The sequence below is a fragment of the Streptomyces pyxinicus genome, from assembly GCF_024753135.1.
GTDB classification, from domain to species: Bacteria; Actinomycetota; Actinomycetes; order Streptomycetales; family Streptomycetaceae; genus Streptomyces; species Streptomyces pyxinicus.
In genome coordinates this window covers 13,082-38,723 of the sequence record NZ_JANUGP010000017.1, presented here as the reverse complement: position 1 = coordinate 38,723, position 25,642 = coordinate 13,082, and the positions used below count along the sequence as shown (strand labels likewise).

General features: G+C 73.8%; 17 protein-coding genes and 2 pseudogenes. 10 read left to right on the top strand and 9 right to left on the bottom strand.

All coding sequences use genetic code 11. The features are described from left to right. Positions 1-76 precede the first annotated feature (76 nt). The gene (locus NX794_RS21590; RefSeq protein ID WP_258780306.1) at positions 77-574 is read left to right on the top strand and encodes a hypothetical protein; all 498 of its coding nucleotides are present in this window, start codon (positions 77-79) and stop codon (positions 572-574) included. A gap of 8 nt (positions 575-582) precedes the next feature. On the opposite strand, the gene NX794_RS21585 is transcribed toward NX794_RS21590, so the two are convergent. Beyond that, a complete protein-coding gene (locus NX794_RS21585; RefSeq protein WP_258780305.1) occupies positions 583-2,553 on the bottom strand; it encodes an N-acetylmuramoyl-L-alanine amidase in 1,971 nt (656 codons plus the stop codon). A gap of 295 nt (positions 2,554-2,848) precedes the next feature. Continuing rightward, positions 2,849-3,991: an aminoglycoside phosphotransferase family protein gene (locus tag NX794_RS21580; protein ID WP_258780303.1), complete on the bottom strand. Its 1,143-nt coding sequence runs from the start codon at positions 3,989-3,991 to the stop codon at positions 2,849-2,851. A gap of 293 nt (positions 3,992-4,284) precedes the next feature. Here NX794_RS21580 and NX794_RS21575 point away from each other — a divergent pair, with 293 nt between their 5' ends. Beyond that, on the top strand, positions 4,285-5,778 hold the full coding sequence (locus tag NX794_RS21575; protein ID WP_258780302.1) for a DNA-binding protein NsdB: 1,494 nt from the start codon (positions 4,285-4,287) through the stop codon (positions 5,776-5,778). Positions 5,779-5,823: 45 nt separating this feature from the next. Here the strand turns inward: NX794_RS21575 and NX794_RS21570 are convergent, their stop codons facing one another. Then, positions 5,824-7,239: a SpoIIE family protein phosphatase gene (locus NX794_RS21570; RefSeq protein WP_258780301.1), complete on the bottom strand. Its 1,416-nt coding sequence runs from the start codon at positions 7,237-7,239 to the stop codon at positions 5,824-5,826. 275 nt (positions 7,240-7,514) lie between these two features. Here NX794_RS21570 and NX794_RS21565 point away from each other — a divergent pair, with 275 nt between their 5' ends. Then, positions 7,515-7,928, top strand: a complete 414-nt coding sequence (locus NX794_RS21565; RefSeq protein ID WP_258780300.1) for an SsgA family sporulation/cell division regulator — start codon at positions 7,515-7,517, stop codon at positions 7,926-7,928. Here the strand turns inward: NX794_RS21565 and NX794_RS21560 are convergent. Continuing rightward, a pseudogene (locus NX794_RS21560) lies at positions 7,903-8,714 on the bottom strand (Gfo/Idh/MocA family protein). The gene NX794_RS21565 and the pseudogene NX794_RS21560 sit on opposite strands and share 26 nt — an antisense overlap. Positions 8,715-8,792: 78 nt before the next feature. After that, positions 8,793-9,887, bottom strand: a complete 1,095-nt coding sequence (locus NX794_RS21555) for a baeRF3 domain-containing protein (protein ID WP_258780298.1) — start codon at positions 9,885-9,887, stop codon at positions 8,793-8,795. A 367-nt stretch (positions 9,888-10,254) separates the two neighbouring features. On the opposite strand from NX794_RS21555, the gene asnB reads away from it, so the two are divergent. Beyond that, positions 10,255-12,096 (top strand): asparagine synthase (glutamine-hydrolyzing), encoded by a 1,842-nt coding sequence (asnB, locus tag NX794_RS21550; RefSeq protein ID WP_258780297.1) that lies wholly within the window; start codon positions 10,255-10,257, stop codon positions 12,094-12,096. Between the two features lie 19 nt (positions 12,097-12,115). Here the strand turns inward: asnB and NX794_RS21545 are convergent, their stop codons facing one another. Further along, on the bottom strand, positions 12,116-12,637 hold the full coding sequence (locus NX794_RS21545) for a DUF4232 domain-containing protein (RefSeq protein WP_258780296.1): 522 nt from the start codon (positions 12,635-12,637) through the stop codon (positions 12,116-12,118). A gap of 121 nt (positions 12,638-12,758) precedes the next feature. Continuing rightward, complete coding sequence (locus NX794_RS21540; RefSeq protein WP_258780294.1) at positions 12,759-14,363, bottom strand: alpha/beta hydrolase; 1,605 nt, start codon at positions 14,361-14,363, stop codon at positions 12,759-12,761. A gap of 266 nt (positions 14,364-14,629) precedes the next feature. Between NX794_RS21540 and NX794_RS35920 the strand changes: the two are divergent. The 4 genes and pseudogenes from NX794_RS35920 to NX794_RS21515 all read left to right on the top strand — a co-directional run. Then, positions 14,630-15,291 (top strand): annotated as a pseudogene (locus NX794_RS35920) (chaplin); the annotation flags it as partial. Between the two features lie 181 nt (positions 15,292-15,472). Continuing rightward, complete coding sequence (locus tag NX794_RS21525; RefSeq protein ID WP_258780293.1) at positions 15,473-16,327, top strand: GNAT family N-acetyltransferase; 855 nt, start codon at positions 15,473-15,475, stop codon at positions 16,325-16,327. Between the two features lie 589 nt (positions 16,328-16,916). Then, on the top strand, positions 16,917-17,693 hold the full coding sequence (locus tag NX794_RS21520) for a GNAT family N-acetyltransferase (RefSeq protein ID WP_258780292.1): 777 nt from the start codon (positions 16,917-16,919) through the stop codon (positions 17,691-17,693). Between the two features lie 212 nt (positions 17,694-17,905). Beyond that, on the top strand, positions 17,906-19,351 hold the full coding sequence (locus NX794_RS21515) for a hydrolase (RefSeq protein ID WP_258780291.1): 1,446 nt from the start codon (positions 17,906-17,908) through the stop codon (positions 19,349-19,351). 46 nt (positions 19,352-19,397) lie between these two features. Here NX794_RS21515 and NX794_RS21510 read toward each other — a convergent pair whose 3' ends face one another. Both NX794_RS21510 and NX794_RS21505 read right to left on the bottom strand, forming a co-directional pair. Further along, positions 19,398-22,103: a glycoside hydrolase family 2 protein gene (locus NX794_RS21510; RefSeq protein WP_258780290.1), complete on the bottom strand. Its 2,706-nt coding sequence runs from the start codon at positions 22,101-22,103 to the stop codon at positions 19,398-19,400. A gap of 115 nt (positions 22,104-22,218) precedes the next feature. Further along, positions 22,219-23,403 carry an ROK family protein gene (locus NX794_RS21505; protein WP_258780289.1) on the bottom strand — a complete coding sequence of 395 codons (1,185 nt, stop codon included), beginning with the start codon at positions 23,401-23,403 and terminating at the stop codon, positions 22,219-22,221. A gap of 116 nt (positions 23,404-23,519) precedes the next feature. On the opposite strand from NX794_RS21505, the gene NX794_RS21500 reads away from it, so the two are divergent. Continuing rightward, positions 23,520-24,992: an APC family permease gene (locus NX794_RS21500; RefSeq protein ID WP_258780288.1), complete on the top strand. Its 1,473-nt coding sequence runs from the start codon at positions 23,520-23,522 to the stop codon at positions 24,990-24,992. A 67-nt stretch (positions 24,993-25,059) separates the two neighbouring features. Beyond that, entirely contained in the window at positions 25,060-25,572 is a 513-nt protein-coding gene (locus NX794_RS21495) for a GNAT family N-acetyltransferase (RefSeq protein ID WP_258780287.1), read from the top strand. Positions 25,573-25,642: the final 70 nt, after the last annotated feature.

The following is a 25,642-nucleotide window of genomic DNA, read 5'->3' as shown; positions in this document are numbered from 1 at the left end:
GACCCGCCGCTCGCGGCCCTCGCCCGACCGGCGGCCACGGGTCACCCGGCGGGGCCCGGCCACGTACCATGGCCGCATGTCGTTCCTCCGCCGCCGCAGCGCCACTCCCGCCGGACCCGACTTCGACGTGCTGGCCATGGACCCGGGCGACTGGCCGGGCAACCTCGGCGCGGGCCTGCTGCCCGCCCCCGACGGCACCTGCCAGGGTGTCTTCCTGCGCTACGACCTCTTCGGCGGCCGGGGCCCCGCGATGATCATCGGCAACCTGCCCGAGGGCTCCCCGGCCCGCGAGGTGACCGACGGCGAGATCCCCTTCGAGGTGGCCCAACTGCTGCTGGCCCTGGAGAACGACGAGGAGGTCACCGTCGTCGAGACCGAGGACACCCCCGTCCTCCAGGGCGACAACCTCCTCATCGTGCGGCGGCTGAAGCTCTCCGAGAGCCGGATCTCCTGCGTCCAGTTCGACCGCAGCGACGGCGTCCTCGTCACCATCGCCGCCTGGGACCGCCCCATCACCGACGACCTGTACGCCCTGCTGAAGCCGCTCCCGGCGGAGCTTTTCCAGCAGGGCTAGGCCCTCCGCTAGCCGGCGACGCCCTCCAGCCGCACGTCCGCCGCCCGGACGAAGGCGACCCGGTGGCCGTACTGGATCTCGTAGTACAGGTCCTTGCCCACCACGACCCGGTGCGACTCGGTGGTGAAGGTGACCGAGTAGTAGTACTCGCCCGGCATCTCGTCACCGACCACGTACGTCTGCCCGGCCGCGATCGTGTACGGCAGCGCCACCACCGACTGCGCGGGGATGCCCGCCGGATAGGCCTCCTTCTCCGGGTAGGCCCTGCCGTACACCGGGACGCTCGCCGTACCGTCCCTCGGAGTCACCACGAAGCCCTTCGCCGGCACGGCGGTCGGTGTCTTCGCCGGGTTCCGGAACCAGGCCTTCTGCCCGAGGTACCAGATGGCCGTCCAGTCGCCCCAGCGGTCGGCGACCGCGTACTGCTGACCGGTGGACACCCGCGACGACAGGTCGTTCACCCCCTCGGTCGGGGCGGTGCCCAGGCCGATGTCCTTCACCAGCGGCGCGGTCACGTCGTGGTCCGTGTAGAGCCGCACCTCGCCGGAACCGTGCGCCGCGCAGGGCTCGCCGGCCGTCGTGCAGCCCGTGTAGACCGGCTGGTTCGAGGCGTAGTCCGGAAGGACCGTCACCAGAGCGGACCGCTTGCCGGCCGTGCGCTGGAACGGGTGGCCCAGCAGTTCGAAGTAGTGCCGCCAGTCCCAGTACGGACCCGGGTCCGTGTGCATGCCCGGGATCGTGGACGCGGTCGGCCCCGGCACGTTGTCGTGACCGAGGAGGTGCTGCCGGTCCAGCGGGATGTCGTACCTGGCGGCCAGGTACTTCACCAGCCGCGCCGAGGACCGGTACATCGCCTCGGTGTACCAGGCGTCCGGGTCCGCGAGGAAACCTTCGTGCTCGATGCCGACGGACCGGGAGTTGACGTCCCAGTTGCCCGCGTGCCAGGCCACGTCCTTCGCCTTGACGTGCTGGGCGATCAGACCGTCGGTGGAGCGGATCGTGTAGTTCCACGACACATAGGTGGGGTCCTGGACCAGGTTCAGCACCCCGTCCCAGGTGCCCTCCGTGTCATGGATGACGATGTACCTGATCCGCTGGGAGGCGGGCCGGTCACCGAGGTCGTGGTTGCCGTAGTCGTCGTCGCCGAACTCGGCGTACGGCGCCGGCACCGACTCGCAGGACACCGACCTCGGGCACTCGGTGTCGTCCCGCGACAGCGTCCGCAGCCCGGTGCGCCGGAGCTGGGAGGTGTCCGCGCGCAGCCCCGGCCGGGCGGCCAGGACGACGGCCTGGCCGTCGTCGGTGGTGCGTGCCTCACCGGTGCGCAGGACGTCGTACACGTCGTCGGCGTAGGCCGCCGCGGTCGCCGAGTCGTCGGCACCGGAGAAGCGGGCCACCGCGCCGTACCAGTCGGCCGGGTCCGCGTTCAGCGGCTCGCCCAGCTCCCGCTGCGCGGCGGCGAGCAGGGCGGCACCGCCGGCCACGTTGGCCGCCGGGTCGGTGCGCAGCCGCCCGGCCGCCAGACCGGTCAGCCCCGCCGCCTTCGGCAGGGTCCGCAGCCGGGCCGGTACGGCGCTCTCGGCCGGCGTCCGCACGGCGGGGTGCAGGGCGGCGCGGGCCGAGTCGCCCCGGGCGTCCTCGGCGCCCTCGGCGAGGTGCTCGGCGCCGGCGAGGGCGGTGCGCGCGTCCGTGAGGTGCATCGGGCCGTAGCCGCCGGAGACGCTGGGCGCGCCGCCGTGCTGGTCCCAGCGGGACTGGAGGTAGGAGACGGCCAGCAGGACGCTCGCCGGTACGTGGTAGTCGGCCGCCGCTGTGGCGAACGCCCCCTGGAGCCGGTGCGCGGAGGAGTCCGCGGCGCCGTGCGCGGGGGCCGCGCCGAGCAGGGGCAGCAGCAGGGCGGCGGCGGTGAGCGGTCCGGCGGACCGCCGCAGGTGTCTGGGGCCGGGCGCGGACGTGGGATCGGTGGCGGGACCTCGCAAGGCGGCCTCCTGAGACGGGCGGGCGTGGCGGGGCGTGCGGTCCGGGCAGGTCAGTCGTACCGACTTGCCGACGATCCGTCAATGATGCCTTCGCGCCGCCGATTTCCCATGTCACGAGGGGTTTCCGGCGAGTTTCGCGGGGGCGGCGCACGGGCCTGCGAGGCGTCACTGGCGTACACCAGTGGACACCGCCGGACACCGCGCACGACACGCGCGAACCCGTGAACACCCCCTGGGCATACGAAGGTCCGCGATGCGCTGCCGCTCCGGGCGCATCGCGGAACCGTCGTCCCCGTCAGCGAGTGCCGACCGCCGCGCGGACGGCCCTGCGGGCCATCTGGCAGTCGTCGTGCAGCCGCCTGAGCAGCAGCCGCTGTTCCTCGCCTGACGTCGCGGCACCCGGGTGGGCCGGGTGGGGTGCCGCCGGGGCCGTGTCGTGCATCGAACGCTGCACGGCCGTCTCGTACGTACGGATCTCCCGGGTGAGCAGGAGCATCAGGTTCACCAGGAAGGCGTCCCGGGAGGCCGCGCCCGCCGACTGGGCGATCTGGGCGATCTGCCGCCGGGCCGCCGGGGCGTCCCCGAGGGTCAGCCAGAGCGTCGCCAGGTCGTATCCCGGCAGGTACCAGCCCGCGTGCTCCCAGTCCACCAGCACCGGACCGGCCGGTGAGAGCAGGATGTTGGAGAGCAGGGCCTCGCCGTGGCAGAACTGGAGCATGCCGTGCCGGCCCACCTCGTGCGCGATGCCGTGCAGCAGCTTCTGGAGGTCGCCGAGGTCCCGGTCGGTGAGCAGGCCCAGCTCGTGGTACCGGGAGATGCGGGCCGCGTAATCCAGCGGCATCTCGAAGGTGCCCGCCTGCGGACGCCAGGCGTTGAGCCGGCAGACGGCGCCCAGCGCGGCCCGGATGTCGGCGCGCGGCGGGGCTTCCGTGGGATGCCGCTGTACCGCCGCCACCCGGCCGGGCATCCGCTCGATGACCAGGGTGCAGTTGTCCGGGTCCGCCGCGATCAGCCGCGGCACGCGGACCGGGGGCCGCTGCCGGACGAACGAGCGGTATGCGGCTATTTCGTGGCGGCTCCGCTCCTGCCACGCGGACGAGTGGTCCAACAGGCACTTGGCGACCGCCGTGCTCCGCCCGGTCGTCCCGACCAGCAGGACCGACCGGCTGCCGCGGCGCAGCACCTGCACCGGAGCGAACTCCGGGCAGATCCGCTGCACCGAAGCGATCGCGGCGCGCAGTTGGCCGCCCTGCGGGCCGGAGAGGTCGAGTCTGCCGCTGAGCGGCTGGGTGCCGGGCTGACCCGGCACCCGCCGGGGCCGCCCCGCGAGGACGGGGCCGCCCGGCCGCGCCGCCGGGTCGAGGTACGGCCCGCCGCCCGCCGGACGGGGGCGCAGCGGCCGGGGCGGGGCGGACACGGAGGACGATGCTGCGTACATGGGAGAAACAGATCCCTTCGTGTGCCTGCGGTGCCTGCCTGTGCTTCTGGTGCGCGCGACCCGCCCCGGCCGCCGGGACACATCCTGGGGAATGTGCCCGTCATATGCCGTGCGTGCCGCCGTGCGGTGCCGGTACACGAGGTACGGCGACCGGGTCGGGGTGGCGCGTTCCTACTCGACACCCGATGACCAGTGGCACACCATCTGGCGCACCCTGGCGAACCCTGGCGAATAGTCGCCCGGCAACCTCCGGAGGGCTACTGTCAACTCAGCCGAGAACCTGGGGGCTTGACGTGAGTGGACAACCCAACACCCGCCTCGCGGACCTGTTCGGCCTGGCCGGCTGGTCCAAGGGCGAACTCGCGAGGCTGGTCAACCGGCAGGCGGCGGCCATGGGCCATCCGCAGCTGGCGACCGACACCTCCCGGGTGCGGCGCTGGATCGACACGGGAGAGATCCCGCGCGATCCCGTGCCGCGGGTGCTGGCGGTGCTGTTCACCGAGCGTCTCGGCCGTGTCGTGACCATCGAGGACCTCGGTCTGGTGCGGCACGGGCGTGCGGGGAAACGGCAGGGCGACGGGATCGATGAACATCCCGACGGTGTGCCGTGGGCGCCCGAGCGAACCGCCGCGGTCCTCACCGAATTCACGGGAATGGACCTCATGCTCAACCGACGCGGCTTGGTGGGCGCGGGTGCCGCGCTCGCCGCGGGATCCACACTCAGCAGCGCCATGTACGACTGGCTGCACACCGACCCGGCCCTCACGGCCGACGCCCCTGTCCTCGACGACCCCCTGCACGCCGACCCCGCCGGGTTCGACCGCTACGAGGCCGCTCCGGTCGGATCGGAGGAGGTCGAGGAACTGGAGTGCTCGGTCGGCGTGTTCCGTGCCTGGGACGCGGCCCGCGGTGGCGGGCTCCATCGCAAGGCGGTCGTGGGCCAGCTCAACGAGGTGGGCGGCATGCTCGCCTACCACCATCCACCCCATCTCCAGCGGCGCCTGTGGGGCGTCGCCGCCAACCTGGCCGTCCTCGCGGGCTGGATGTCGCACGACGTCGGCCTGGAGCCCACGGCCCAGAAGTACTTCGTCATCGCGGCACACGCCGCCCGCGAGGGCGGTGACCGGCCCCGGGCCGGCGAGGCCCTCTCCCGGGCGGCCCGGCAGATGGTGCACCTGGGCCGGCCGGACGACGCGCTGCACCTGATGAAGCTCGCCCAGTCCGGTTCCGGGGACGGGCTCCAGCCGCGCACGAAGGCGATGTTCCACACCATCGAGGCCTGGGCGCAGGCGGCGATGGGCAAGGGCCAGGCGATGCGCCGCACTCTCGGCCGCGCGGAGGACCTGTTCGTCTCCGACCGGTTGGACGCGCGGACCCCGGACTGGATGCAGACCTTCAAGGACGAGGATCTGTACGGCATGCAGGCCCTGGCCTACCGCACGCTGGCGGAGTTCGACGCGAGCGCGGCCCCGCACGCCCAGTACTACGCGGAGAAGGCGCTCGCGCTGCGCGTGGACGGACGCGAGCGGTCCAAGATCTTCGACCATCTGTCCATGGCGTCGGCCTGCTTCATCGCCGACGACCCCGAACAGGCCGACCGCTACGCACGGCTGGCCCTGATGTCGATGGGGTCCAACTCCTCCCGTCGCACCTGGGACCGGCTGCGCGAGATGTACCGGCTCACCGCCGAGTACGCGGACTTTCCGGAGATCAGCCGGCTGCGGGAGGAGATCAGGCTCGCCCTGCCCAAGCAGCCGAGGGCGAAGGGGGACAGCACGCAGGCGTAGCGGGGGAGGAGGGGAGCCCGTCCTCGGTGGCGCGAGCCGGCCGGTTCAGTCGGTGACTCTGGCGACGAGCACGCACGCGTCGCTCGCGCGTGCGGTCCCGCCGAACTCCTCGGCGATCGCCGCCACGGTGTCCCGCGCGGTGCCCGCCGTGCCGAGCCGGGGGGCGAGTCCGAGCAGCCGGTCCACGCCGGCCGGTTCACCGTGTCCCGGTACCAGTGCGTCGGTGTGCAGCAGCAGGAGGTCGCCCGGCCTCAGGGCCAGCCGGGCCTGTGGGTAGACGGCGTTCGCGGTGGTGCCGAGCGGGTTGCCCGCCGGCGCGTCCAGCCGGCGTCCCGTCCCGTCGCGCAGCAGCAGCGGGGCGGGATGTCCGGCGCTCGCCCAGAGCAGGGTGCGGGTCTCGGGCCGGTAGCGGCAGCAGACGGCGCCTCCGAGGGCCGGTTGCCCAGTGGCGTCGAGTAACCGGTCCAGCAGGCCGAGGAGTCGGCCGGGCGCGGTGCCGACCATCGCCATGCCGTGTACGGCGCCGAGCAGCGTCGCCATGCCGGAGGCCACGGCCACGCCCCGTCCGGTGAGGTCGCCGACGCTCAACAGGGTCCCCCCGTCGGGCAGTTCCAGCGCGTCGCACCAGTGCCCGCCGAGGGAGGTGCCGGTGCTCGCCGGCAGCCGCCGGGCGGCGAGGTCGAGGGCGGCCGGGCCCTGCCGCGGGAGCCGCAGGGAGCCGTGCCAGTGCGGCGGCACCGCGTCCCGCGACTCGGTGGCGATCCGGCGCTCGGTCCGCTCCCGCCGGCGGTGGTGCCGCAGCGAGTCGCGGCTCTCGTGCACCGTCCGCTGGCTGCGCCGCAGCTCGCTGACGTCCCGCAGCACCGCCCACATCGACGCGGTGCCGCCGTCGGGGCCGAGCACGGGCTCGCCCATCATGTGCACGGTCCGCACGCGGGCGTCGGGCCGGACGACCCGGAACTCGCCGTCGATCGGTCTGCCGTCGACCAGGCAGTCCGTGACCATCGCGGCCAGCTTGGGCCGGTCCTCCTCCGGCACCAGGGAGGGGAGTTCGTCCAGGGTGAGGGCGGGGCCCGCGGGGTCGCGGCCGAGGATCTGGTACAGCTCGGCCGACCAGGAGGCCTCGTCCGTGAGCAGGTTCCACTCCGCGCTGCCGACCCGGCTGAGCAGCGATCCGCGCGGCGCGCCCGCGGGTGCCGGTGGCCCCGGCGCCGCGGCGGCGGGCTCGGGGCCGTCCCGGAGCTGGGCCAAGTGCGCGTCGAGATCGTCCAGTTGATGCAGTGCGAGGTCGCACAGGGCGCGCTGCCAGCGCTCCTCGGGGTCCGCGCCGTCGCTCCTGGTGTCCCGCCGTACGGCGTCCACGTCACCCTTGAGCCGCCGCGCCTGCGTGATCAGCGCCTCGACCGAGCCGCGTCCGGGCGGCTGGGCGGACGAGCGGTCCGCGGAGACTGGGGACGGCATGACGCACTCCGTGGGGGACGGTACGGCCGGAAGGGAGACGGGGGGACCGTTACGACTGTGGCACAGCCCGCGACGCCCCGTAAGCGATTCGGCAACACACGATACGGTGGTGCTTCAGGCATATGCCAGAGTCTTCCCGGCGTGACTCCGGCGGCCCGGATGACGTACGCGTCGGGGCGGGCCGGTCGTAGAAGTCCTACGGGTGTGACGCGTATCGGCCGAACTCTGACCGGAATTGGCGGCATGCGCAGGGCCTCGGAAGACTCCTTAATGACATGGACGCCGCGATAGAACAGCCGACCGTTGCCCGTCTCATCACCGCCGAGAACCGGGAGGTCCCGGTCTCCGCCACCCTCCGGTACCGCGCGCACGACCCGCTCGCCGTCTTCGTGGACTTCCCGGCCGAGGCCGCCCTCGACGGCGAGGCGGTCACCTGGACCTTCGCACGCTCCCTGCTCGACCAGGGACTGCGCGCCCCGGCCGGCCACGGGGACGTGCGGATCTGGCCCTACGGCGGCACGCGCACCGTGCTGGAGTTCCACTCGCCGCACGGCCTGGCCCTGTTGCAGTTCCAGGCCGCCGCGCTGCGCCGTTTCCTGCAGCACAGCTACCAGACGGTGCCGGCCGGCCAGGAGGACGTCGGCGCGGTGGTGGAGCGCGGGCTCAGCGCCCTGTTCGACGAGGTGTGAACAGCGGCGGGCGCGGGGCCAGGTCCACCACCACCCGGCCGCCCGTCTCCAGGGAGCGCACGCCCGCCTCGGCGACGGCGGACGCCGCGTACCCGTCCCACACGTCCGGTCCGGTGACCTCGCCGCGCCGGGTGGCGCCGACCCAGGCCCGCACCTCACGGTCGTAGGCGTCGGCGAACCGCACCAGGTAGTCCCCCGGCACCTCCCCCTCGCAGCGCACCTCCTGTCCCAGCAGCCGGCGAGCCGCGTCGATCTCGTGCGAGACCGAGCTGTTCACCAGCATGGCGCTGGTGAAGTGGGCGGGGGAGGAGACGTTGCGGTGGACGCAGTGCGGCATCAGCGGCCGGCCGAGCCGCCCCTCGTCCAGCAGCCCCTTCAGGCGCAGGAACCCGGCGTCGTACCGGCGCATGAAGCCGATCCGGGCCGGCCGGCGCCCCAGCCGCGCCTCGGCCTCCACCACCCTCGGCGCTCCGGCGGAGTCCGGCACCGTCGGCTTCTCGCACAGCACCGGCAGCCCGCGCTCGAAGCAGGCGAGCAGCGCCTCCTCGTGGGCGGGACCGGGGGAGGCGATCAGTACGGCCTCGACGCCGGGCGCGTCCAGCGCGGCCACCGGATCGGTGTGCACCCGGACGCCCGGGATGCCGGCCGCCGCCTCCCTCGCCCGCTCGGCGTCGGGGTCGGCCACGGCGGCCACCCTGGCGCCGCCCACCACCCGGTCGAGGCGCCGTACGTGGTCGGAGCCCATGTGGCCGCCCCCAGCACCGCGACACCCGGCAGGTCGCCCATCCGCGCGCTCCCTCCGGCCGGCGATCACGCCGTAGCGCAGGCCGCACTCCGGGACCGCCCCGGGGCGAGCCACCGGGTTCAGTAGCGCAGGACGCCCGCGATGCCGTCCGCGTCGCCGAGGGCGCCGTCGGGCACGAAGCGCACCCGCGCCCCGGTCTCCAGACACTGTTCGACGATCTCGTCCACGATGTCGTCGCGGGCGTCCAGGTCGCCGGGCTCGGCCGGCACCAGGTGTTCGCCGTGGTCCACCACGGTCGCCCGGTAGTTCTCCTCGACGGCGAGGAGCCGTACCCGGCCCTCCCGGGCGCTCTGCCACAGCTCGTCCAGCCCGGCCGCGAAGGTGCGGTGACCGCGCGCGGAGGTCAGTTCCCCGACCACGGACGAGGTGTTGCGGGCCGTCTCCGCCGCCAGGACCGGCCGGACCGCCTGCCACACGGCCTCCGGACCGGCGTGCGCGAGCCCGCCGTGCCGCACCTGCGCGGCGCCCCTGGCCACGCCGCCGATCTCCTCCAGCAGCGACAGGGCCGCCTCCTCGCCCGTGACGTACAGCGGGCGGGGCTGCTCGCGCAGCAGAGCGCCCATCGCGGTGTCCGCCTCCCGCAGGAACTGCCGGGTGCCCTCGTCGCGGAAGGTGCTCGGCTGGTCGCCGACGCGCTCCTGGCGCTCGGCGTCGAAGTTCACCTTGCGGCGCACCAGCGGGAAGCCGCCGGCGTGGTCCTCGGCCACCCGCTCCGGGCCGCCGCTCCACAGCGTGACGCGGTCGGCGGAGAGCGACAGCACCCAGAAGGGCCGCTCGGCGGCCTGCGCGGCGACCAGGTTGCGGGTCAGGAAGGTGTCGGACAGCACGACCCGCTCCGGGACACCGCGGCCCAGCGACCACACCTGGTGCTCGCCCGGCGCGGCGAAGATCACCAGACCGTCCTCGGCGTGCCCGAGGTCGACCTCCGCGAGCGCGCGGTCGAGCTGCGCCTCGACGTCGGCGCGGCGCTCACGGGTGACGGCGGGGTCGGACTCCAGGCGTTTGCGGGCCTCGGCCAGCACATTGCGCAGCCGGACCGGATCCTGGCCGTTCTCGGGTTCCCGGCGGTGCGTCGGCGTCAGGACGGACACCGCCGGATAGGGACGCGGGCGCCGCAGTTCGGCGAGGGTGGCGGGACTCAGTGCGTGCTCCATGAACAGCACCATAGGGCGAATCCACTATTACGGCATTCGGGGTAATTCGTCCCGGCTGAGGTTCGGACCGCCTCGTGACCGGAACCCGGCGGGGCGACGGGCGTTTGGAGAAGTTTTTGCGCGTGGCCGGTTCCCGGCGCCGTCGGCCCGCTGTCCTCGGCCCGCCGTGTCTCGCGCGGGCAAAACGCGGCTGGATCCGGGAGTCCGGACGTGTCGGCCACGTTACGGCCGCGTTGACCGCTCCCGTGTCCGGGCGGACGCTCGTCATATAGGTGCTCGTTACAACTGGTTTGCCGTCGGAGCGTTTCCCGCCCGGAAGGCACAGGTGGGCGCGGGGTCCCGGCGGACCGGAGGCAGGAGGTAACGCATGTGCGGCATCACCGGATGGGTCTCCTTCGACCGCGACCTGGCCGCGGCGGGCGCCACCTTGCACGCGATGACCGAGACGATGGCCTGCCGGGGCCCGGACGACCGCGGGGTGTGGGCCGAGGGCCCGGCCGCCCTGGGACACCGCAGGCTCGCCATCATCGACCTTCCGGGCGGACGCCAGCCGATGTCCCTCACCACCCCCGAGGGAGCCGTCGCCCTGGTCTACTCCGGCGAGGCGTACAACTTCACCGAGCTGCGCCGCGAACTCGAAGGCCGTGGCCACCGGTTCGGCACCGACTCCGACACCGAGGTCGTGCTGCACGGCTACCTCGAATGGGGCGAGCACATCGCCGAACGCCTCAACGGCATGTACGCCTTCGCCGTCTGGGACGGCCGCCACGACAGGCTCGTGATGATCCGCGACCGCATGGGCATCAAGCCGTTCTACTACTCCCCGACCCCCGACGGCGTCCTGTTCGGCTCCGAGCCCAAGGCGATCCTCGCCAACCCGCTGGCCCGCCACCGGATCACCCTGGACGGCCTGCGCGAGCTGTTCGTCATGGTCAAGACGCCCGGCCACGGTATCTGGGACGGCCTGCGCGAGGTCGAGCCCGGCACCGTCGTCACCGTGGACCGCTCCGGCCTCACCACCCGCGTCTACTGGCGCCTGGAGACCCGCCCGCACACCGACGACCGCGACACCACCATCGCCACCGTCCGCTCGCTGCTCGACGACATCGTGCGCCGCCAGCTGGTCGCCGACGTCCCGCGCTGCACCCTGCTCTCCGGCGGCCTCGACTCCTCCGCCATGACCGCGCTCGCCGCCCGGCAACTGGCCGAACAGGGCGAGAGGGTCCGCAGCTTCGCCGTCGACTTCGTCGGCCAGACGGACAACTTCGTCGCCGACGAACTGCGCGCCACCCCCGACACCCCCTTCGTGCACGACGTCGCCCGGCTCGCCGCCACCGACCACCAGGACATCGTGCTCGACGCCCAGTCCCTCGCCGACCCCGCCGTGCGGGACCGGGTGATCCGCGCCCGCGACCTGCCGGCCGGCTTCGGCGACCTGGACGCCTCGCTCCTGCTGCTGTTCCGCGCCATCCGCGACCAGTCCACGGTGGCCCTGTCCGGCGAGTCCGCCGACGAGGTCTTCGGCGGCTACCTCCAGTTCTTCGACGAGGAGGCCCGCCGGGCCGACACCTTCCCCTGGCTGGTGCGCTTCGGCCGCCACTTCGGCGACGACACCGAGCTGCTGCGCCCCGACCTCACCGCCTCCCTGGACCTCGGCGGCTACGTCGCCGACGGCTATCGCACCGCCGCCGCGGGCGTCGACCGGCTGGACGGCGAGAGCGACTTCGAGTACCGCATGCGGCGCATGAGCCACCTGCACCTGACCCGGTTCGTGCGCATCCTGCTCGACCGCAAGGACCGCATGAGCATGGCCGTCGGCCTGGAGGTCCGGGTGCCGTTCTGCGACCACCGGCTGGTCGAGTACGTCTACAACGCCCCCTGGGCGCTGAAGTCCTTCGACGGCCGGGAGAAGAGCCTGCTGCGCGAGGCCACCGCCGACGTCCTGCCGCGCTCGGTCTACGACCGGGTCAAGAGCCCCTACCCCTCCACCCAGGACCCGCGTTACGCCCGCGCCCTGCGGGACCAGGCCAGAGACCTGCTCGCCGGCCCCTCCCACCGGGTCTTCGACCTCGTGGACCGGGACCGGCTGCGCAAGGCGGCCGAGCAGGACGGACCGGTCAGCAGCCACGCGGCCCGGCGCGGCCTGGAACGCGCCCTCGACCTCGCCCGCTGGCTGGACCTCTACCAGCCGGAGCTGGCCCTCGGCTGACCCGCTTCTCCGGGAGGCCCTAGAGACCGATGGCCCGGTCCGCGGCCGCCGCGGAGCGCTGCCACCACGTCGTCACCGGCTCCCACACCAGGACCCGCTTGCCGGTGCCGAGCCGGGCGGCGGTGAAGGTACGGCCCGCGTGCGCGCTCGACGCGGCCACGGTCAGCGACCCGGTCCGGCGGGCCTCCCGGTCCGCCGGGTCGGCGATGGTGCGGACGTCCGCGTGGGCGGTGGCGCCCGCCGCGAGCCGGTAGCCGCCGGTGCCGCCCGCGGGCTTCGGCAGCGCCGCCCCGTCCAGGTTCCCGAAGGTCACCGTGGGCACCCGGTCCACCAGGCAGGCGCGCGAGCCGTGGTTGGTGACGTTGAAGCGCACCACCGTCGTCCGGCCGGCCACCGCCTTCGCCTTCACGGTCAGCGCCTTCTCGGCGCAGTGCGGGGTCGCGGCCCGCCCGGTGGCGGCCTGGCTCTGCGGGGCCGTCAGCAGCAGGGCAGCGGCGGCGGCCGAGGCGGCGGGTACGGCGAGTGCGGCGCGGACGCGCATGGTGGGTACTCCCTGTCGTGCTCGGGTACGAAAGTCGTGGTGGGCCGCCTGCCCGACGAGCCGGACGTCACACCTCGCGTGCCGTCCCCTCCCGGCCCCGCTCAGCCGGAGACGGTCGCGCTCAGCCGGAGACGGCCGCGCTGCCGCCCCAGTCGTGCCCGTCCGCCGGGCAGGAACTGCCGCTCGCGGGCAGCGAGCCGTACAGCAGGAAGTCGTTGACCTCGCGGTGCACACACGTGGAGGAGGAGTAACCGGTGTGCCCGTCGCCCTTGTTGTCCAGCACCACCGCCGACGAGCCGAGCCGCGCGGCGGTCTCCACCGTCCACCGGTACGGCGTCGCCGGGTCGCCGCGCGTGCCCACGAGCAGCATCCGCGCGGTGTCCACGTCCTTGACCCGCTTCCGGATGTAGTCCGTGCCCTTGGGGCGGCCGTAGCACATCAGGAGCTGGGTGAGCCGGTAGCGGCCGAAGACCGGCGAGGCCTGCTCGTAGGCGGACCGCAGGTCCTTCAGGTCCTTCGCGATCCGGGTCGCGGTGGGCCGGTCGGGGTCGTCCGCGCAGTTGATCGCCATCAGCGCGGCCGACAGGTTGTCCATCGGCACCTCGTCGGGACCCACCAGATGGCCGCCCCCGCGCCGCCCGTCGCGGGGGAGCCCGACGCCGCCGGAGGCGAAGTTCAGCACCCCGCGGGCGTCGCCGTCCTCGACCAGCGAGCCCAGCGCCCGCTGCAACGACGGCCACAGCTCCCGGCTGTACAAGGCCTGCCCGATGGCACCCACCAGGTCCTGGCCGGAGAAGGTGACCCCGAAGTCGGTGGGCACCGGGTCCGCGTCGAGCGACCGGACGACGCGCAGCACCTCGCTCCCGGCCGCCCGCCGGTCCCGCCCGAACGGACACGCGACGTCCTGCGTGCACCAGTCCAGGAAGTCGTCCAGCGCGGTCTGCTGCCCCTGGGCGCCCGCGATGCCCTGCTCCGACAGCGGCTCGGTCAGCGTGTCCACGCCGTCCAGGGCCATCCGGCCGACCTTGTCCGGGAACTGCGCCGCGTACACCGCGCCGAGCCGGGTCCCGTAGGAGAAGCCCAGGTAGTTGAGCTTCCTGTCGCCGAGCGCCTGGCGGATGACGTCCAGGTCCCGGGAGGCGTTCACGGTGCCTATGTGGGGCAGTACCGGCCCGGAGTTGCGGGCGCACTGGCCGGCGGACCGTTTCAGCTCCTTCAGCAGCGCCTGCGGATGCGTCAGGTCGGCGTTCTCGTTGGACACCGACGACGCCTCGTCGCCGGTGTCGCCGCAGCTCACGGGGGAGGAGCGGCCGACGCCGCGCGGGTCGAAGGTGACCACGTCGTAGCCGTTGGTCAGGTCCATGAACTGCCGGCCCTCGGACGCCAGCTCGCCGACCCCCGCGCCGCCGGGGCCGCCGAAGTTCAGCAGCACCGAGCCGCGCGAGTGACCCGTCGCGCGGTACCGGGCCAGCGCCAGGTCCAGGGTGCCGGCGCGCGGGCGGCCGTAGTCGAGCGGGACCGTGACCTTGGCGCACTGGAGGTCCTTCGGCATGTCCGCGCCGTCGCAGGCCGCCCAGCTCACCTTCTGCCGGTAGAAGCGGGACAGGTCCGGGCCCGGCCGGCCGTCGGCGGCCGCGGGCAGCCCCGCGCCGAGCAGCGCCAGGGTCAGGGCTCCGGTACCCGCGCAGCGTCGCACGGCGGGCCGCGAGGACAGCTTGGCCAGCATCGATGCCTCCCGGGGGGCGCCCGCCATGGACCGGGACCGGCGCCCTTGCGGTCACCCTAAGCGGGCCCCGGGCGCCCCGCCTCCCGGCGAGCGGGCGTACGGTCAGGCGCCTTCACTCGCCGATCATTGAGCGGCTTTCCATGAGGTTCGATCAACCTGCCACTCGATGGGGTGAAAGACCGATCAGCCAGAACTCTGATCGGTTCACCCCCGTTTCCAGAACAGCGGGTGACCGCTCGCGACGAAGTCCGGAAGGCAGGAAACCCATGAGACGCGCTACCCGCGACGGTGTGATCGCCGTCGTCGCCGCGTCCGGCGCGATGACCGTGGCGCTCCCGGTGTCCGCCGCCTTCGCGGCCGACGGTGCCGCGGCCGCCGGCACGGCGGCCGGCTCGCCCGGACTGGTCTCCGGCAACGGCGTCCAGCTCCCGGGCACGTGCCGGTCAACGCGTGCGGCGACACCGTGAACGTCGTCGCGCTGCTCGACCCGGCGGCCGGCAACCGCTGCGCCAACGCCGGCGGCCCGGCCAAGGCGGCCACCGGCACGTCCGGCGCCGCCTCGGCCACCGGCGCGTCCGCGCACGGCGGTGCCAAGGGCTCGCCGGGTGTGCTGTCCGGCAACGGCGTCCAGCTCCCCGTGCACCTCCCGGTGAACATCAGCGGCAACAGCGTCGACGTGGTCGGCATCGGCAACCCGGCCACCGGCAACACCTCGGTCAACGGCCCCGGCGCACAGCCCCGCACCCCGAGGCCGCGCCCGCCCGAGCCGACGGCCCCGGTCCGCCACCACCCGGTACCGCAGCGGACGGCGCCCCGGCCGGTGGCGTCCTCGCCGGCCCACACCGGCGCGGACTGGACAGCCCCGGCCGTTGCCGGCAGCGCCGCGCTCCTGCTCACCGGCACGGTGCTGTACCGCCGCTTCCGCCCCCGGCCGCACCCGCTGACTCGGCCCCCGTGTGCTCCACCGGCCGCCGGCCCGGTAGGGGACACCGGGGGGCCCGACCGCCGTCCGGCCACGAAGCGGCCGATCACGCCATGGCGCGAGGCCGCCCCGATCCGGAAGGATGCGGGACGGCACGGCCCGAACCCGACCGAAGCGGAGCGCACCGATGACCTCAGCGGCCCCCCACGACCTCGTCGTCACGCAGGCCACCCTCGCCGACTGGCCGGTGATCAGCGCATGGGCGGCGGCGGAGGGCTGGAACCCCGGGCTGTCCGACGGGCCGGCGTTCTTCGCCCAGGACCCCGACGGCTTCTTCCTCGGCCGGATCGACGGGGAGCCGGTGTCGGCGATCTCGGTCGTCACCTACGGCCCCGACTACGCCTTCCTCGGCTGCTACCTGGTCCGCCCCGACCTGCGCGGCCACGGCCACGGGCTCACCACCTGGAAGACCGCCCTCGCCCACGCCGAGGGCCGCACCGTCGGCCTGGACGGCGTCGTCGCCCAGCAGGACAACTACCGGCAGTCCGGCTTCGAACTCGCCTACCGCACCGTCCGGTTCACCGGCACCGCCCCCGCGGCGGAGCCCGCCCCGGGCGTACGCCGCGCGGGGCTCGCCGACCTGGCCGCCATCACCGCCTACGACAGCGCCTGCCAGCCCGCCGACCGCCCCCGCTTCCTCGCCGAGTGGCTCGCCGGCCCCGGGCACCGCGCCTGCCTGCGCCAAAACGGCGGACGTCTCACCGGCTACGGGGTCGTCCGCCCCGGCCACGACGGCCCGCGCATCGGCCCCCTCTTCGCGGACACCGCCGACGACGCCCGGGCCCTGTTCACCGCCCTCGCCGCCGAGTTCGCCGGCGAACAGATCGCCATCGACGTCCCCGAGCCCCACACGGCCGCCGTCGCCCTCGCCGAACAGGCCGGCTTCCAGCCCTCGTTCGAGACGGCCCGCATGTACACGGGCCCCGTCCGCCCGCACGCCCGGGAACGCGTGTTCGGCGTCACGACACTCGAACTCGGCTGAGCAGGGGGCGGCGCGGCTGCGAGGCGAAACTCGCCATGCGCAGCGCGACGCCCCGACGGAGACGGTGCCTCACCAGGCCGGCGGGGGTCCCGGAGCTCCGCGGGGGTCTGGTCGGGCAGCTGCCGGCGCAGGTCGGTGCGCAGCAGCAGTCCGGGTTCCGGCGGACCCTGCTCGCCCGGCGGTGCAGGCTGGTGGAACCGCTCGGTGCGCGGCAGCGGCACTTCGACCAGCCTGCCGTCGTGCAGCATCGAGAGGCCGAAGCATCGAACTCGATCGCCCAGCCGTAGCCGAAGCCGCCGTCCTGCCCCCGCACCGGTTCGAACCGCCCCCGCCAGCTGCGCCCGGGCGCCTCCCGGGTCAGCGGTTCCATCACGTCGTCGCAGTAAGGGGCCAGCACGATGACGTCCGCGGCTCTGCTCATGCCGAGATGAGACCACGCGCCGCGCTCGCCCGACAATCGGCTTCCGGACGGTTCGGCCCTGTGGGCGTCGCGCCCTGCTCGCCGGACGCGTGGTCCCGCCGAGCCGGACGGCCCCGGCCCGCGGCAATCCGGTTGCCGCCCGCCGCGCCGGCCTGCTGAGGTGGGCGTATGGATCACACGGCGGTACTCGCGCTCTACGACCGGGACATGCGCGAGGGCGCCCGCCCCGACGGCCCCGGTGCCCGGATCGAGCGGGCCGGTGCCGTGGTACGGCAGGTCGCGGACGGGCACGGCTGGAACGGCGTGCTGTGGTCGGGACTGGACGCGGCGGGTGCGGAGGGGGCGATCGCGGAGCAGATCGAGCACTTCACCGGTCTGGGCCGGGACTTCGAGTGGAAGCTGTACGGCCACGACCTCCCGGCGGATCTCGGGAACCGGCTCACCGCCGCCGGTTTCCGCGCCGGACCCGAGGAGACGCTGCTGGCCGGCGAGGTCGCCGAACTCCCCCTGGACGCCGCCGTGCCCGAGGGCGTCCGGCTGGTGCCGGTCACCGACCGGGCCGGCGTCGACCTGTTCACGCACGTGCACGAGACGGTGTTCGGGACCGACGGCACCGCGCTGCGGCACCGCCTGCTCGGCCTCCTCGCGTCCGCGCCGGCCACGGTCGTCGCCGTGGTCGCGCTGGCCGGCGGCGAACCGGTCAGCGCGGCCCGGATGGAACTGCTCCCCGGCGCCCGGTTCGCCGGGCTGTGGGGCGGCGGCACCATCGAGGCCTGGCGGGGCCGGGGCGTGTACCGCGCCCTGGTCGCCCACCGGGCCCGGGTCGCCGCCGCCCGCGGCTACCGCTACCTCCAGGTCGACGCGTCACCCATGAGCCGACCCGTCCTGGGCCGCCTCGGCTTCCACGCGCTGAGCACCACCACGCCGTATATGTATATGAGGTGACGGCACGTCAGTACCGGCCCATCCGGGACCGGTCCTAGCGCCGCGACGCCGGCCAGCACGGTCCCCGTTCCTTGCCGGGACTTTCTGTTCACCACCCCGCCATCCCCTGTACCTTTCAACGGTTCGACGCGTGTAGAACCCTCAACCCGGGTCTACGCGCGCAGATTTGGCGCCGCACCGCCCTCTCCCCACCCCTCATGGAGGTTCGCCGGATGCCCGGATCCAGGAGATCCCGCCGCACGCTCACCACCGCCCTGGCCGGCTGCGGTCTGCTCCTCGCCGCAGCCGCCGTCCAGGCAGGCACGAGCACCCCCGCCCACGCCGCGACCACGCACCGCGTCCTGTTCGACAACGCCCACGCCGAGACGGCCGGGAACGCCGACTGGGTCATCTCCACCAGCCAGCCCGACCCGCTCGGCCAGGACGCCACCCCGAACGCCGAGACCGACTGGACCGGCGCCCTGTCCTCCTGGGGCGTCGCCCTCCAGAAGGCCGGCGGCTACAGCCTGAAGACCCAGCCCTCGGGCTCCGCCCTGAGCTACGGCGGCTCGTCCGCGACCGACCTGTCGAACTTCGACACCCTGGTCCTGCCCGAACCCAACAAGGCGTTCACGACGGCCGAGAAGACCGCCATCATGACCTTCGTGAAGAACGGCGGCGGTCTGTTCATGATCTCCGACCACACCGGAGCCGACCGCGACAACGACGGCGAGGACGCGGTCGAGGTCCTCAACGACCTGATGACGAACAACAGCGTCGACTCCACCGACCCGTTCGGCTTCTCCATCGACACGCTCGACGTCAAGTCCGGCTACCCGGCGGCGATCAGCGACAGCTCCAACCCGGTGCTGCACGGCTCCTTCGGCACGGTCACCAAGAGCCTGATCGCCGACGGTACGACGGCCACCCTCAAGCCCGCCGACAACTCCTCGGTCAAGGGCCTGGTCTACCGCGACGGTTACTCCGGCAACACCGGCGCCTTCTTCGCCACCAGCACCTTCGGCAGCGGCCGGGTCGCGTTCTGGGGCGACAGCTCCCCGATCGACGACGGCACCGGCCAGTCCGGCAACACCCTCTACGACGGCTGGAACGACTCGGGCGCCACCAACGCGCCCCTCGCCCTCAACGCCACCGCGTGGCTCGCCGGTGCGGGCACCACCGGAGGCGGTGGCGGTGGCGGCACCTGCGCGGCCGGCCAGCTTCTCGCCAACCCCGGCTTCGAGTCCGGCGCCGCGTCCTGGACCGGCTCCAGCGGTGTCATCACCGACGACAGCGGCGAGGCCGCCCGCACCGGGTCCTACAAGGCCTGGCTGGACGGCTACGGCTCGGCCCGCACCGACACCCTCGCCCAGACGGTGACCGTCCCGGCCGGCTGCACCAGCGCCAAGCTCAGCTTCCACCTGCACGTCGACACCGCCGAGACCACCACCACGACGGCGTACGACACCCTCAAGGCGCAGGTCCTGAACAGCGGCGGCACCGTGCTGTCGACGCTCGCGACCTACTCCAACCTGAACGCGGCGAGCGGCTACACGCAGCGCACGTTCGACCTGGCGAGCTACGCGGGCCAGACGGTCACGATCCGGTTCACCGGCACCGAGGGCTCCACGCTCCAGACGTCGTTCGTCCTGGACGACACCGCGCTCACCGTCTCCTGAGCGGGGCCGGCGGGGGCGGGCGCCGCGCCCGCCCCCGCCCGTGCGGTCAGCCCGCCGGCAGCGTCCGCTCCGGGGTGTTCCACCCCGAGACCCGCACGCGCGGCGCCGAACCCCGCAGGTCGGCCGTGCGGTAGGTGGCCCGCAGCGTGACCGACTCGCCCGGCCACAGGCCGATTTCGTTGTCCGACCAGCGCACCGGCAGCACCGGCCGGCCCTGCGCGTCGACCAGGTGGACGTCCGTCATCAGCGCCGGCGTCCGGCCGCTCCCGGTGGTCCGCAGCGTCACCGTCGTGGTCGAGGTGCCGCCCACGGAGCGGGTGGCCGCCGTCGCCGCCACCGGGACCTCGGCCATCGCGCCGAGCGCCCCGAGGTCGGCGTAGCGCGTGGTCGGGGTGTGGTACCAGGTGGTGTGCTCCCAGTCGAGGACGTCCGGCGCCGTCGAGAGCCAGTACACGTTCCGGCTCAGCTCCGTGCCGTCCCGGTCCGAGAGCACCAGACGCAGCAGGTGGGTGCGCGCCGAGCCCGGCACCGAGGACGGCAGCGTGAACGCCGTGCCGTGCGCCCCGGAACCGCCCACCGCGAGGCCGGTGACGCTGCGGTCGTAGCGTTCGGTGCCGTCGGGGTCGTAGAGGGTGGCCCGCACCGTGAGGCCCCGCGCGGGCGCCGGGCGGTCGTTGAGCACCACGACCGAGCGGGTGTCGTACGCGTACTGCGCGTGCAGCGGCTCGTTCGCCTTCTTCGCGCCGAAGTAGGCGCCGTTCTGGTCGAGGTAGCGGTCCGTCAGCTGCCAGTGCAGGGACGTCCAGCCGCTGTTGAACATCCAGTGGATCACACCGGTCGCCGGCCTGTCGGCGTCCCGGGCGTTGCGCCGGTACGCCTCGAACTGGGCGCGGACGCTCTCGTACTGGGCCAGCTGGGCCTTGCGCACGTAGTCGGTGAGGCCCGTCGGGGTGCCGTAGCGGGCGGCGAGCGCCTTGTCGTAGATCTCCAGGGTGCGGAAGGTGGCCGACGGTGAGCGGTGGTACTGCTTCGCCCGGGGGTCCTTCCAGAGGGTGTCCAGTTCGGCCGGGGTCATCATCCGGCGCAGGGTGTCCAGAGTGGGGATGCTCGGGCCCGCGCTGGTCTCGGAGTTGAAGCCGGTGGCGCCGCCCTCGCGTTTGGCGTACCAGTAGGCCGGGGGCACCCAGTCGTAGGGGCCGGTCATCTTCATGCCCGAGGCGCCGAGCGCGGGGGAGGACGCGTCGGATGCGGCGGGGACCACGGGGGCGGGCCAGTCGGCGGCCCGCAGCGCGTCCAGGTAGTCCTTCTCGATCCGGGCGTTCGGCGCGGCGTCGCTGCCGATCAGGAAGGAGAGCACGCTCGGGTGGCCGCGCAGCCGGGCGGCCTCGGCGGCCATGGACGCCTTCGCCACGGCGTGGTCGGCGTCCGTCCACTTCTCCCCGGACCCGTCCGGGTTGACGTCGCCCTCCCACTTGTCGCAGCACTCCCAGCCGGGCAGCGTGAGCACGCCGTACCGGTCGGCCAGGTCGAAGAACTCGTCCGGCTCCAGGTGGCCTTCCAGCCGGATCGTGTTCAGGCCCAGGTCGACGGCGTACCGCAGCCGGTCCTCGACGTAGCGGCGGTCCCAGCGCAGGAACTCGTCCGGTGACCAGCCGCCGCCCCGGATCAGCAGGTCGCGGCCGTTGATCCGGTACTGGCGGGCGCCGTCGCCGTTCAGCGGGGCGCGGACGTCCCGGATGCCGAACCTCTGGTGCGCGGTGTCCGAGGTGCGGCCGGCCACGGTGGCGGTCAGGTCCAGGTCGTACAGCGGCTGTCCGCCCATGCCGGCCGGCCACCACACGGCGGGGTGGGTGAGGCGCAGGGCCGGCACGTCGGCGGGGGAGAAGGTGACGGTCCTCCTCTGGTGCGGGGCGAGGGAGACGGTCCGGGTGAAGCGGGCGCCGCCCAGGCGGCCGGAGACCTCCGTCGTCACCGGCGCGGCGGTGTCGTTGCGGGCCTCGGCCCGCACCGTCAGGTCGGCGGTGGCCAGGGAGGGCACGGCCAGGTCGGTGACCACGTGGGCGTCGCGCAGCGCGACCGGGCCGCCCCGGCGCACCAGGACGTCCCGGACCAGGCCCATGTTCTGGTCCGGCGGCGGCTGGAGCCAGTCCAGCCAGCCCATCGTCAGATGCCTGTTCGGGTCGTTGGGCCGCACCCGGAAGGCGACCGTGTTGGTACCCGCGCGGACCAGCGGGGTGACGTCCAACTCGTGGTGCGTGTACGCGCCGGTGACCTGCGCGGCGGGCGCCACCCGGCGGCCGTTGACGTAGACGTCGGCGGCGGACACCACACCGCTGAAGTCGAGGGAGGTGCGCCGGCCGGTGTCCGTGACGGTGAAGTCGGACCGGAACCACCACGGCACCTGGAAGTCGGCCCGGTCGATCTTCCGCTGGTTCGTGGAGTGGAACGGGTCGGCGTAGACCCCGTCGGCGAGCAGCGCGGCCAGCACCGTCGAGCGCGGGCCCGCCGGATGCCAGCCGGCCGCCGCGTAGCCGGGGGAGGAGACGGCCGCCGCCGGGTCGGCCACCTTCGCCGAGGACTGGACGGCCCAGCCGGTCAGCGGGGTGCTCGTCCCGGCGGCCGAGGGGATGGGGGTGACCTCGGCACGCGGCCGGGGGCCGGACGCCCAGGCGGCGGGGGTCAGTGCGCCGAGCAGGACGAGGGCCAGGGCGGTGGTGGGGTACCGGCGTCCGGGCGCGGGGCGAGGGAACACGAGGTCTCCAGCCGGGTAAAGTTAGGAAACTTTACAAATTCGGTTCACGCTAGAGCGCGGTCGAGGGCGTGTCAACGAACCCGGCCGGGGCACGGATCGCGGGCCCCGGCAGGCGTCAGGTTCCGGCCGTCCGGTGTTCGAACACCAGGTCCCGCGCGGTGTCCAGCGCCGTGGCCACCGCGCCCAGCAGCACCGCGTCCTCGCCCAGCCGGCTCGGCGCGATCCGGGGGCGCAGCGGGGTCAGGGCGCGCAAGTGCTCCCGCACCGGGCCCAGCAGCAGGTCGACGCCCTGGCCGACCCCGCCGCCCAGCACGATCAGGTCCGGGTCCAGCACGGCCGCCGCCGCGGCGACCGTGTACGCGACCCGCTCGGCCTCCAGCTCCACCGCGCGCACCGCCGCCGGAACGCCCAGCCGGGCCGCGTCGAACACCGCCTTCGCCGTCAGCCGCCCGCTCATCCCGAACCGCCGCGCGGCCGCCACCACGGCCACCCCGGACACCGCGTCCTCCAGCCGCTCCGGCTTCGGCCCGCCCGGCCACGGCAGGAAGCCGATCTCCCCGGCCAGCCCGTGCGCCCCCGTGCACAGCCGCCCCTCGGCGACCACGCCCATCCCGAGACCGGTGCCTATGAGGAGGTACGCCAACAGCCGGCTGCCCGCGCCCGCGCCGTAGGTGTACTCGCCGAGCGCCGCCAGGTTCGCGTCGTTGTGCACTTCAAGCGGCATTCCCAGTTCCTCGCCCAGCCGGTCGACGATCCCCGCGCGCCCCCAGCCGGGCAGGTGCGCCGCGTACCGCACCCGCCGCCGCGCCGGGTCGTACACGCCCGGCGTCCCGACCACCCCGTGCACCACCGCCGCCGGGTCCAGCGCCGCGTCGGCGATCACCCGGCGGGCGGTGTCCACCACCAGGCCGGCCAGTGCGGTGGAGGTACGGGCGCGGTTGCGGACGTCGGCCCGGGCGGCCACCGCCCCGTCCAGATCGACCACCGCGACCCGCAGCCAGGTGCGGCCGATGTCCACCCCGAGCACGTACCCGGCGGCCGGGTCGGGGGCGTACAGCACGGCGGTGCGGCCGCGCTCCGGAGTCAGGGTGCCGACCTCGTGGACCAGCCCGGCCGCCGCCAGCGAGGCCAGCGCGGTGGACACGGTCGGCTTCGACAGGCCGGTCTCACGGGCCAGTTGGGCACGCGAGGCGGTGCCGAGGGCGCGCAGCCGGTCCAGCAGCAGGCGCTCGTTGGTACGGCGCAGCAGGCCCCGGTTCCAGGGCCGGTCCGGCTGCTCGATGACATCACCTGCGGGCATCGCACCATTCTCGTCCACGCGTCGCACCTGCTTGACGACCTTGGTAAGGGTCCTTAACTTTATCGGCCAGTCGACCCGCTGAGTGCCGCCGGGTGCCCGCCGCGTCAGGAGTCCCCATGTCCGGTAGCCCGCCACCCCCGGGTGGCTTCGTCCGCCGTATCGGCCTGTTCCAGGCGACGGCGATCAACATGAGCCAGATGTGCGGCATCGGTCCGTTCGTGACGATCCCGCTGATGGTCGCCGCGTTCGGCGGCCCGCAGGCGGTCGTCGGGTTCGTCGCGGGCGCCGTCCTGGCCCTCGCCGACGGCCTGGTCTGGGCCGAACTCGGCGCCGCGATGCCCGGTTCCGGGGGCAGCTACGTCTATCTGCGCCAGGCCTTCCGGTACCGCACCGGCCGTCTGATGCCGTTCCTGTTCGTGTGGACGGCGATGCTGTTCATCCCGCTGATCATGTCCACGGGCGTGGTCGGCTTCGTCCTGTACCTCGGCTATCTGGCACCGGGCCTCGGGAGCACGGCGGGCGACCTGGCCGGGCTCGGAGTCATCGCCCTGGTGGTGCTCCTGCTCTGGCGCGGCATCGAGCACATCGCCCGCATCACCGCCGTCATGTGGACCGTGATGATCGCCTCCGTGGTCCTGGTGATCGCCGCCGCGGCCTCCCACTTCCACCCGGACCTGGCCTTCACCTATCCGGCGCACGCCTTCGACCTGACCGGCGGCCACTTCTGGCCGGGCTTCGCCGCGGGCCTGACCATCGGCATCTACGACTACCTCGGCTACAACACCACCGCCTACCTGGGCGCCGAGATCAAGGACCCCGGCCGCACCCTGCCGCGCTCCATCCTCCTCTCCATCCTCGGCATCATGGCGATCTACCTGCTGCTCCAGATCGGCACACTCGGCGTGGTCGACTGGCACCGGATGACCGACCCGCACGACATCGCCTCCACCTCGGTGGCCGCCGCGGTACTGGAGCGGACCTGGGGCCGGGGCGCGGCCGACGTCGTGACCGTACTGATCCTGGTCACCGCCTTCGCCTCGGTCTTCGCCGGGCTCCTGGGCGGCTCCCGGGTGCCCTACGACGCCGCCCGCGACCGGGTCTTCTTCCGCCCCTACGCCAGGCTGCACCCCCGGCACCGCTTCCCCACGCTGGGACTCGCGACCATGGGCGTGCTCACCGCCGGGGGCTTCCTGATCGGCCGTCACACCGACCTCGCCACGCTGATCCAGCTGCTCACCACGGTGATGGTCATCGTGCAGGCCCTCGCCCAGATCGTCGCCCTGACCGTGCTGCGCGGGCGCCGCCCGGAGCTGCCCCGCCCCTACCGGATGTGGCTCTACCCGCTGCCGAGCGTGGTGGCCTTCGCCGGCTGGTGCGTGATCTACGGCTACGCGGACCGGAACTCCCCGGGCCGCCACCCCGTCGAGTGGTCCCTCGCCTGGCTCGCCCTCGGCTGCGCGGCCTTCCTGGTCTGGGCCCGGCTGGAGAAGGTGTGGCCGTTCGGCGACCGGGAGACCGGCGAGGAGGACCCGGCGGACGCCGGCCGGGACCCGGACCCGAGGCCCGTCCCGGACCCAACGTCCCCTTGAGACGGTAGAGTTGTGACAGCCCTACGACTTCCCCGGCGGACCGAGTCCGCCGGGGATGCTGCGTCTCATGACCGAATTCCCCGCTCAGGACCTCCTGGTCCGCCCCGCGACCCCCGCCGACCGGCCCGCCGTCGAGCGGCTGTGGCTGATGTTCCGCCACGACCTGTCCGAGTTCGACGGCACCCTGCCCGCCCCCGACGGGCACTTCCGCACCGAGCGCGTCGAACACGCCTTCACCGCGCCCGGCTGGGCGCCCTACCTGCTGTCCTGTGACGGACGCCTCGCAGGTCTCGCCTTCGTGCGCGGCCTGGACGGCCCCATGCGGGTGCTGAACAGCTTCTTCGTGGTGCGTGCGGCCCGGCGCCGGGGGATCGGACTGCGTGCCGTGCGCGCGGTGCTCGGCCGGCATCCCGGGCCGTGGGAGATCGCCTTCCAGGAGGCCAACACGGCGGCCGTGCGCTTCTGGGAGCGGGTCGCCGACGACCTCGCCCCCGGCGCCTGGAACCGGGAGCCCCGGCCGGTCCCGGGCCGCCCCGAACTGCCCCCGGACCAGTGGATCTCCTTCTCGGTCCGGCGCTGAGCGGACAGGGTGAGGCCGGTCCGTCCACGGGGCGGGCCGGCCTCGACGTACCGTTGTGCGGGTTCCCTCC